The 9,258-nt window shown below is 69.0% G+C and carries 8 protein-coding genes; 4 read left to right on the forward strand and 4 right to left on the reverse strand.

What is annotated here, in order from left to right; genetic code table 11:
* From Q0480_RS09045 to Q0480_RS09055, 3 genes are all read left to right on the forward strand, one after another.
* Nucleotides 1–208, forward strand: a 208-nt coding sequence (locus Q0480_RS09045; RefSeq protein ID WP_299132192.1) for a hypothetical protein, incomplete at its 5' end; no start/stop codon positions are given.
* Between the two features lie 53 nt (nucleotides 209–261).
* Complete coding sequence (locus Q0480_RS09050; RefSeq protein WP_299132193.1) at nucleotides 262–1,563, forward strand: DUF5930 domain-containing protein; 1,302 nt, start codon at nucleotides 262–264, stop codon at nucleotides 1,561–1,563.
* On the forward strand, nucleotides 1,553–2,071 hold the full coding sequence (locus tag Q0480_RS09055) for a polymer-forming cytoskeletal protein (RefSeq protein WP_299132195.1): 519 nt from the start codon (nucleotides 1,553–1,555) through the stop codon (nucleotides 2,069–2,071). The genes Q0480_RS09050 and Q0480_RS09055 overlap by 11 nt, the downstream gene beginning before the upstream one ends.
* 93 nt (nucleotides 2,072–2,164) lie before the next feature.
* Here Q0480_RS09055 and Q0480_RS09060 read toward each other — a convergent pair whose 3' ends face one another.
* Entirely contained in the window at nucleotides 2,165–3,745 is a 1,581-nt protein-coding gene (locus Q0480_RS09060) for a lysine--tRNA ligase (protein ID WP_299132196.1), read from the reverse strand.
* Nucleotides 3,746–3,904: 159 nt separating this feature from the next.
* Between Q0480_RS09060 and Q0480_RS09065 the strand changes: the two genes are divergently transcribed.
* On the forward strand, nucleotides 3,905–4,342 hold the full coding sequence (locus Q0480_RS09065; protein WP_299132197.1) for a tellurite resistance TerB family protein: 438 nt from the start codon (nucleotides 3,905–3,907) through the stop codon (nucleotides 4,340–4,342).
* Nucleotides 4,343–4,416: 74 nt separating this feature from the next.
* On the opposite strand, the gene Q0480_RS09070 is transcribed toward Q0480_RS09065, so the two are convergent.
* From Q0480_RS09070 to Q0480_RS09080, 3 genes are all read right to left on the reverse strand, one after another.
* A complete protein-coding gene (locus Q0480_RS09070; RefSeq protein WP_299132198.1) occupies nucleotides 4,417–5,193 on the reverse strand; it encodes a cell wall hydrolase in 777 nt (258 codons plus the stop codon).
* Nucleotides 5,194–5,380: 187 nt separating this feature from the next.
* Nucleotides 5,381–6,328 (reverse strand): ArgK/MeaB family GTPase, encoded by a 948-nt coding sequence (locus Q0480_RS09075; protein ID WP_299132199.1) that lies wholly within the window; start codon nucleotides 6,326–6,328, stop codon nucleotides 5,381–5,383.
* A complete protein-coding gene (locus tag Q0480_RS09080) occupies nucleotides 6,325–8,964 on the reverse strand; it encodes a putative PEP-binding protein (protein ID WP_299132200.1) in 2,640 nt (879 codons plus the stop codon). Before Q0480_RS09080 ends, Q0480_RS09075 begins: the two co-directional genes overlap by 4 nt.
* Nucleotides 8,965–9,258: the final 294 nt, after the last annotated feature.

Here is a 9,258-nt window from a genome sequence, read left to right on the forward strand (position 1 = left end):
CACCTTGGCGTTGGATCGCCCTGCGATTATTTCGCTTGAATTGAATTTTCCGCATATTGTCAAACGCGCTATCAGAAAATCCTCAGATTCTGAATTCTCCTCGCGCCGCCCTCGACGCTCGGATCCCGGCGAAGATCCGCCGACACCGGCGCGACGGCGCGAGTCACGCTTTCCTCGCATTGCCATTGCCGACCCGGTTTTTTACTAAGTGCCGGCGAGGGGGCATCGCCCTACAAGGTGGAACAACCAAGAGGGTGGGGAATGGCGGGCTTTCGTCGCCGGATAAACTGTGCCTTGTCGGGAGTTTTTTCTGAGAAAAGGCTGTTTATCCAGTCAGACGGCGGCACTCGCTACTTCAGGATCACTCCCCTCTCCCAATTGATGATCGGCACGACCGCCCTCGCGGCCGCGGGCTGGATGGCGGTGGCGACGGCGAGCGTGGTCTCGGACTTCGTGGCGACCGACGCGCGGGGTGGCGCGGCGGTCGAGTTGCGCGAAGCCTATCAGGCCCGGCTGGACGAGCTGGCCGACGAGCGCGACACCCGGGCGGCCGAGGCGCATTCGGCGCAGGGCCGGTTCCGGCTCGCCATGGATCAGGTCAGCCGCCAGCAGACCGAACTGCTCGCCGCCATCGAGGAGCGGCGCGAACTCTCGACCGCGCTCGACCTGATGCGCGACCGACTGCGCAGCGTCGTGGCCCAGCGCGACAGCGCCAATACCAAGCTGCTGGCCGAGGCGAAGGCGGGTGAATCCGGCGATGACCTCGACGAGACGCTGCGCGCTGTCTCGGGCAGGCTGAACGATGTCGCGGGCGCCCGGGATCTCGCAGAGACCGAACGCGCCAGATTGGCCGAGCAGGTGGCCGACCTGCGCCTGCGGGCCGAGGTCAATACCCGGCGCCAGGCCGAGATGATGGACCAGATCGACCAGGCGGTGGCCATGTCCTTCGGTCCGATGCAAAAGGTCTTCGCCGAGGCGAATATCGACGTCGATAGCCTGCTCGCCAAGGTGCGGGCCGACTATTCCGGCGAAGGCGGTCCGCTCAGCGCGCCGGTGATGTCGAGCCGCAACTACGACGACGGCGCGACCAGCCGGTTCGACACGATGATGGTCAGCATCGACCGGATGAACCTGATGCGGATCGCCGCGGGCAAGGTGCCGCTCGCCGTCCCGGTGCATGACACGTTCCGCTTCACCAGCGGCTTCGGGGTTCGCACGGATCCCAAGGGTCGCGGCCGGCGCAAGCACGCGGGCGTCGATTTCGCGGCGCCAAAGGGCACGCCGATCCTTGCCACCGCCGATGGCGTCGTGGTCGCGGCGGAAAGGGAAAGCGGCTACGGCAACGTGGTCCGCATCCGCCATGAGCTCGGATTTGAGACAGTTTACGCACATCAGAGCAAGATCCGGGTCCACGTCGGACAACGGGTCTCGCGCGGCGAACAGATCGGTGATATGGGGTCCACGGGGCGCAGCACAGGGGTCCATCTTCACTACGAGGTTCATGTGAACGGAACAGCCGTTGATCCCATGACCTTTCTGGAGGCTGCGAAGGATGTTTTCTAAATCCCGTAACGACACTGTTCCCCAGCCCGCGCCCGTCGCCGAGCTGCCCACTCCCGCCCCCGCCGCGCCCGAGTTGCGGTCCGCGCCGGTCTCCCCGGTTCCGAGCAAGCCGAAACCCGCCGCCTCGGTCCTGTCGTCCGACATCACGATTACCGGCAATGTCCGCTCCAGCGGCGATATTCAGGTCGAGGGCACCATCGAGGGCGACATCCGCGCCCAGATGTTGATCGTCGGCGAAAGCGCCACGGTGAAGGGCGAGGTCGTCGCCGAGGACGTCGTGGTCCACGGCCGGGTCATCGGCCGGCTGCGTGGCCTCAAGGTTCGGCTCAGCAACACCGCCCGGGTCGAGGGCGACATCGTCCACAAGACGATCGCGATCGAGAGCGGCGCGCATTTCGAGGGCTCCGTCCAGCGCCAGGACGACCCGCTGTCGCAAGGCGGCAACCAGCCCGCGCGCCTCTCCGCGCCCACACCGGTCCCGACCCGCGTGGTCCAGCCCGCCGAATAGCCGCGGTCGACTGTCCATACTCGATATTTCGAAACGGGCCGGACGATCGTCCGGCCCGTTTTCGTTCGCGCGCCTCCCTCGCCGTCGCGCGCCTCAGGCCGCGAGTTGGCCGGTGAGGGCGGCGTCGATCAGGGCGATGGTCTCCGGCACGCCGTAGAGCGCGACGAAGCCGCCGAAGCGGGGCCCCTGCTCGGCGCCGAGCAACACCTCGTAGAGCGCGCCGAACCAGGCGCGCAGCGGATCGAACCCATGGTCCTTGCCGACGGCGAATACGAGGTCCTGCAGCGCCTCCGCCTCGGCCGGACCGTCCCAGGCCGCGAGCCGGTCGCGCAGGTCGGCGAGCGCCGCCGCCTCGCGCGGATCGGCGGCGCGATAGACCTTGGCCGGCGCCACGAAATCCTCGAAATAGCGCACCGCGTGGCCAGCGGCGGCGTCGAGGCCGGGATGCGTCGCGGGGCTCGCCTCCGGCGCATAGCGGCGGATGAAGCCCCAGAGCACCGCCTTGTCATGGGCGTTCGCCGCGCTGGCGAGATTGAGCAGCATGGAAAACGGCACCATCATGTCGCTGGCCGGCGGCTGGCCGCGATGGATGTGCCAGACCGGATTGGCGAGCCGCTGGCCGGCGTCCTGGCCGGGAAAGGCGCGCAGCTGCTGGTGATATTCGTCGACGGCTTTCGGGATGACGTCGAAATACATCCGCTTCGCCGTCTTCGGCTTCTGATACATGAAATAGGACAGGCTCTCGGTCGAGGCATAGGTCAGCCATTCGTCGATGGTCAGGCCGTTGCCCTTGGACTTCGAGATCTTCTCGGCCTTCTCGTCGAGGAACAACTCGTAGACGAAATGCTCCGGCTTCTGGCCGCCGAGGATCCCGCAGATCGAATCGTAGATTGGCGTATTGGTCGAATGGTCCTTGCCATACATCTCGAAATCAACGCCGAGCGCCGCCCAGCGCGCGCCGAAATCCGGCTTCCACTGCAGCTTCACGTGGCCGCCGGTGACCGGGAGCGTCGTCTCGGTCCCGTCCTCGTCGTCGAAGGTGATCGTGCCCTCCGCGGCGTTCACTTCCTTCAGCGGCACATAGAGCACCCGCCCCGAAGTCGGCGAGATCGGCAGGAAGATCGAATAGGTCTTGCGCCGCTCGTCGCGGAGGCTCGCCAGCATGACCTCCATGATCGCGTCGTAGCGCTCGGCGGCGCGAAGCAGCGTCGCGTCGAACCGGCCGGAGCGATAGAAGTCGGTGGCGCTGACGAATTCATACTCGAAACCGAAGGTATCGAGAAAGCGGCGCAGCATGGCATTGTTGTGATGGCCGAAGCTCTCGTATTCCCCGAACGGATCGGGGACCGAGGTCAGCGGCCGTTGTGTGTTCTCGCGCAGCATCTCCTGGTTCGGTACATTCTCCGGCACCTTGCGCATGCCGTCGAGATCGTCCGAAAAGCAGATGAGCCGGGTCGGGATGTCCGAGATGAGCTCGAAGGCGCGGCGGATCATCGTGGTCCGCGCCACCTCGCCGAAGGTGCCGATATGCGGCAGGCCGCTGGGGCCATAGCCGGTCTCGAACAGCACGTGACCCTTGGCCGGCGGCGCCTTCGCGTAGCGCTTGGCGAGCTTGCGCGCCTCCTCGAACGGCCAGGCCTTTGATTCAAGCGCCAGGGCGCGCAGCTCGTCCATGTCGCGATCCAATCCGTCCCGAGTGGCACCGGGGTTCCGGGGCCACCCCCAGGTTCGGCGCTTCCTATTGCCCGGCCGCGCGCGGGTCAATACAACCGGTCGGGTCGCCGCCCGAAGCCCTCCGGGGACCCGCTTCGAAAAGGCCCCTTCGAGGATCCCATGACCGATTTCACGCCCCCGTCCTTTTCCAGCCAGGATGCGCTCGTCGCGGTGATGATCGCGGTCTCGGCTTCCGACGAGAACATGACGACGATGGAGCTGCTGTCGATCAGCCGCATGGTCGATACATTGCCGATCTTCGAGGGCTACGATCGCGACCGACTGCGGCTGGTGGCCCAGACCGTGTTCGACCTCTTCACCGAGGAGGACGGGCTCGACGCGCTCTTCGGCCTCGTCCGCGAGGCGCTGCAACCGGCGCTGCAGGAGACGGCCTACGCGCTCGCCTGCGACGTGGCCGCCGCCGACGGTCATCCGTTTCAGGCCGAGCTGCGGTTCCTGCTGGAGCTGCGACACGAGATGAATATCGAGCGGCTGACCGCCGCCGCGATCGAGGTCGGCAGTCGCGCCCGCCACCGCCGCCTCCCGCGCGAGGAATAGCGCCGATCCGACCGGCGCGACCCCTTGCCGTTGGCGCGGATCGTCTGGCGCGGTGATCCCGCGCCGCGGCTCCCTCAGCGCTGCGCGACGCGGGTCGCCGAGCGGTAGAAGGAATGATGGCCGATCTTGGCGGTGCGGGTCATGCGGCCCGCCCAGTCGGGGCGGACGTAGGCCGCGTGGAAATGCGTGGCGCCGTCGGTGACGGTACGGGCGCGGCCGGCGATCATCAGCGTTGCGATCTTCTCGGACCGCTCGCGCGAGACGCGGCTCACCATCGCGTCGGATCGGCCGTCGCAGGCATAGGAGAACTGGCAGCCGCGACCGCCCGAGCCCTGGCGGGTCACGCCGCAGATGGTATTGGGATAGCGGCGGTCGTCCACCCGGTTCAGCACCACCTCGGCCACGGCGATCTGTCCGGCGAGTGGCTCGCCGCGGGATTCGAAATAGACCGCCTCGGCCAGGCATTGCCATTGCGCGCCGCCCTGCGCCAGTGGCAGCGCGTCGATCGACGCGAGGTCGAGCGAACGGGTGCCGGCGGCCGCGAGCTTGACCGCCGCGCCGGGATCGACGTTGCGGGCACCGACCGTCACCAGAGCGTCCGCGTCGACCACGCTGGCGTCATCGACCACCGGACGCCCCTTCGCCGCCTGCGACAGCGCGGCGAGGCGCGAGGTGCGGGTCCTGAAGGTGGCGCGCTCCTGCCCGATCGCCTGGGCGACCGATGTCACCGAGAGGCGCGACTTCGGCGCGCTCTCGGCGGAGGCGGGTCCCGAAGCGAGCAGAAAGGAGAACACGCAGGACGCGATGAGGCCGAGCATGGCGCGGAGGGGCAGTCTGGCGTTGCCGTTCATCGGGCTTCCGTCTGTTGGGCCGATCACGGTTCGGCCGGCGTCATGTTGCACTGCACAAGTCAAACGTTAACGGCGTTTGTCTGACAGACGCGGGGACGGAAAGTCCAGATTTTGCAAAGTGTAGGCGGAAAGTCGCCAATCGTGGCGGCTCAATCGTCGCGTGTAGCTGCGTGAATTCCGCGCTGATTCAGATGTTTTCAAGACTCTGGTGAAGCGCCTGGCGCGCGACTCGCGACAGGCGCGCGACGGTGGCGAAGGGGCTTTCCACCGCGAGTCCGCGCGGGGCGAGGGCGGCGAGTCCCTCGCGGCCGAACGATTCGACGAGTCGGCTCTCGGCCCAGGCGCGACCCTGGGCGCGGCGGCGCGCGGCGAGGTCGAGCTCGGCGGCGGGGTCCGCGGCGCAGGCGGCGATGATCGTCAGGGCTTCATCGAGCCCCTCGCCACTCATGGCGGACACGATCGCGACGGCGGCCGGCGGCCGGTCCTCGGCGGCGAGCGACAGCGCGCCCTTGACGTCGGCCGCCGCGCGGCGGGCCGGCGCGCCGGTATCGCCCTTGGTCACCAGCACCACGTCCGGGATCTCCATGACCCCGGCCTTCATGAACTGCAGCGCGTCGCCCGACCCCGGTTGCGCGCAGAAGACGACGAGATCGGCGCAATCGGTGATCTCCATCTCGGATTGCCCCACCCCGACCGTCTCGATGATCACCCAGTCGAAACAGGCGCGCATCAGCATCGAGGCCGGAAAGGTGAGATCGGCGAGCCCGCCGAGTCGCCGCCGCGCCGCCATCGAGCGAACGAAGACGCCGGCATCCTCGGGATCGGTCTCGATCCGCGTCCGGTCGCCGAGGAGCGCCCCGCCGGAACGCCGCGAGGAGGGATCGACGGCGATGACGCCCACGCTCGTGCCCCGCGCGCGCAATCGAGCGAGCATCGCGTTGATCAGGGTCGATTTTCCGACCCCCGGCGGCCCGGTCAACCCGAGCACCAGCCCGCCCGGCCTGACGAAGGCGGCGTCGAGAAGTGCGACGAGGCCAGCGTCCTCCGGCGCCGTCTCGAGCGCGGAGAGCGCGCGGGCGAGGGCGGCCTTGCCCCCCGCCCGGAGCGCGCCGAGATCCGAAGGCAACGGCTTCATGCCGAATGGTCCGCGCCTGCTCCCCCGACCGACAGCAGCGTCGCCTGCGCCGCGGCGAGCCGGGCGATCGGCACCCGGAACGGCGAGCAGGAGACATAGTCGAAGCCCGCCACCTTGCAGAACCGCACCGACGAGGGGTCGCCGCCATGCTCGCCGCAGAGGCCGAGGGTCAGGGCGGGGTTGCGCGCCCTGCCCCGCTTGGCGGCGATCAGCATCAGCTCGCCCACGCCCTCGACATCCAGCGAATGGAACGGATCCTCGGCATAGACGCCCTGATTCACGTAGTCGCGCATGAAACGGCCGGAATCGTCGCGCGACAGGCCATAGGTCATCTGCGTGAGGTCGTTGGTGCCAAAGCTGAGGAAGGCGCTGGAGGCGGCGAGATCGCCGGCGCGCAGCGCGGCGCGCGGGGTCTCGACCATGACGCCAAGCCGGTAGGGCAGCTCGATTCCCTGTTCCTTCTGAACCTCGGCGGCGATGGCATCGACCCGGGCCTTGACGAGCTCGACCTCGCGGGTGGCGGAGACCAGCGGGATCATCACCTCGGGCACCACCGGCGCGCCGCCATCGCGATTGACCGCGATCGCCGCCTCGAAGATGGCGCGGGCCTGCATGTCGTAGATCTCGGGCATCGTGACGCCGAGCCGCACGCCGCGCTTGCCGAGCATCGGATTGACCTCGGCGAGTTCCGCCGCGCGGGTAATCACCTGTTCGACCGGAATTCCCATCGCCTCGGCGAGGTCGCGCATTTCCTCGGGGCTGTGCGGCAGGAATTCGTGCAGCGGCGGATCGAGCAACCGGATCGTCACCGGCATGCCGCGCATGATCCCGAAGATCTCGGCGAAATCGTCGCGCTGCATCGGCAGCAACAGGTCGAGCGCCACCTTCCGCTCGGCCAGCGTGTCGGCGAGGATCATCTCGCGCATCACGGTCAGGCGCGCGGCGTCGAAGAACATATGCTCGGTGCGACAGAGGCCGAGGCCGTCGGCGCGAAAATCGCGGGCGGCGCGGGCGTCGTCGGGAGTGTCGGCATTCGCGCGGACCCCGAGGTCGCGCGCGGCGTCGGCCCAGTCGAGCAGCTCGGCGAAGGCGCCGCCAAGTTCCGGGGCGACCATCTTCGGCGCGCCGGACAAGACCTCGCCCCGGGTGCCGTCGACGGTGATCAGCGCGCCCTCGCGCAGCACGCGGCTGTCGGGCGTGGTCAGGCTGCGCTTGACCGGATCGAGCCGCAGCTCGGCGGCGCCGACCACGCAAGGCAGGCCGAGGCCGCGGGCGATCACCGCGGCGTGGCTGGTCATGCCGCCGCGGATGGTCAGGACGCCGGCGGCGGCGTGCATGCCGCGGATGTCCTCGGGGCCGGTTTCGGAGCGGACGAGAATCGTCGACTCGCCATGGGCGGCGGCGAGTTGCGCGGCCTCGGCGCTGAACACGATGCGGCCGGTCGCGGCGCCGGGACTGGCCGCGAGGCCGCTGGCGCAGACGTCGCGCGGGGCGGACGGATCGATCTGGGGATGCAGATGCTCGATCAGGTTGCGCGGCTCGACCCGCAGCAGCGCCTCCTCGCGGGTGATGGCGCCGCGGTTGGCGAGATCGACCGCGATCCGCACCGAAGCGCGGGCGCCGCGGCGGGCCGGTGACGCGTCAATGATCGCCGCCCGTCCGTTTTCCATAACGAATTCAAGCTGGTACGCGTCTCCGAGTCCCATGGCCGCGCGCTCGGCCAGGAACTTGAGCGTCGCCAGCGCGTCGGGCGCCATCTCTTCGAGCGAGGGCTCGGTCTCGCGCGCTTCGAGACGGGCCATCACGGTCAGCGCGCGGTGGCGGCGCGCGCCGGGTCCGGTGAGCACCCGCTGGCCGCGCGGGACGAAGGCGCCGACGCAGGCGGGGGCGCCGGTGCGGCTGTCGACGGTGCGCAGATAGCCGGCGCCGCTGACCCCGGGCGCGAGGGCGAGGGTGAGATCCTGGGCGATGAGGCCGAGCCCCGCCTCGGCCGGGGCGCCGTTGGCCGCGCGCAGGATGCGGGCCGAGGGCGAGTTCCAGCCCCGGGCCAGCGCGCGGGCGGCGCCTTCGAGCTGGTCGCGCGGGTTCTGCGGAAACGACGCCTCGGCCTCCTCCTCGAAGAGGGTCAGCATCTCGGCCAGCAGCGCGTCGAGCGCGTCGGGATCGTCGACGCTGGCCGGTCCGCCGCGCGCCTTGTGCGCGCGGGCAAGCGCGGCGAATCCTTCCGGATCAATGCCATGCACGGCGTGGGCATAGGTCGGGATCAGCCGGCGATAGAGCTCGCGCGCGGGCGCGGGGCCGATCGCGTCCGACAGCGCCGGCAGGGTCGAGGCGGTGACGCCGAGGTTCAGGATCGCGCTCGGGCCGCCCCATTCGCGCAGTTCCGGGCTGCAACGCAGGCTGAAGAGGCGGCCGGGGAAGGCGATCAGCGGCAGTTCCGGCATCGCTCCGCCGTCGGCCAGGGCGCGCACGCATTCGAAGGACAGCGCGACGCCCGGCGGCACCGGCAGGCCGAGCGCCATCATCTCGGCGAGGCGGGTGGCGCGGGCGCCGTGGACGCCGACGCGCACCCGTCGGCCCGCATCGAGGCTGATGACGGCGTCGGGCGGCAGACGGGCGATTTCCTGCGTTTTCATTGCGCTGCAACATAGCGATGAATCGCGAATCGGCAAAGGAAAACGTCACGGAGACGTCAAACGTCCCGCCGAGGGCGAAATCCGGATCAAGGCCCTCGAATGGCTGCGTTTTTGCCATGCGCAACCGATGCGGAAACCATGCACAAACCATGCGCATGATTTCGTGCTTTGGTGGCGGGCCCTTCATACCAGATCCGTTCGATCGGTTCGGTTCGAGATGTTTCCCGCGGACCGACCTCAGGGGGCGCCAGTGGCGCGCCCGCGGTCCGCGCGCCCGGAGCAAGCTTGCGGAGG

Origin of the sequence: uncultured Amaricoccus sp. (assembly GCF_937891315.1) — a bacterium.
Classification (GTDB): domain Bacteria; phylum Pseudomonadota; class Alphaproteobacteria; order Rhodobacterales; family Rhodobacteraceae; genus Amaricoccus.

What these genes read in the sequence shown, in the direction of transcription:
- Q0480_RS09055 (WP_299132195.1), top strand. Translation starts at nt 1,553, where the DNA reads ATGTTTTCTAAATCCCGTAACGACACTGTTCCCCAGCCCGCGCCCGTC.
- Q0480_RS09065 (WP_299132197.1), top strand. Translation starts at nt 3,905, where the DNA reads ATGACCGATTTCACGCCCCCGTCCTTTTCCAGCCAGGATGCGCTCGTC.
- Q0480_RS09060 (WP_299132196.1), bottom strand. Translation starts at nt 3,745, where the DNA reads ATGGACGAGCTGCGCGCCCTGGCGCTTGAATCAAAGGCCTGGCCGTTC.
- Q0480_RS09075 (WP_299132199.1), bottom strand. Translation starts at nt 6,328, where the DNA reads ATGAAGCCGTTGCCTTCGGATCTCGGCGCGCTCCGGGCGGGGGGCAAG.
- Q0480_RS09080 (WP_299132200.1), bottom strand. Translation starts at nt 8,964, where the DNA reads ATGAAAACGCAGGAAATCGCCCGTCTGCCGCCCGACGCCGTCATCAGC.
- Q0480_RS09070 (WP_299132198.1), bottom strand. Translation starts at nt 5,193, where the DNA reads ATGAACGGCAACGCCAGACTGCCCCTCCGCGCCATGCTCGGCCTCATC.
- Q0480_RS09050 (WP_299132193.1), top strand. Translation starts at nt 262, where the DNA reads ATGGCGGGCTTTCGTCGCCGGATAAACTGTGCCTTGTCGGGAGTTTTT.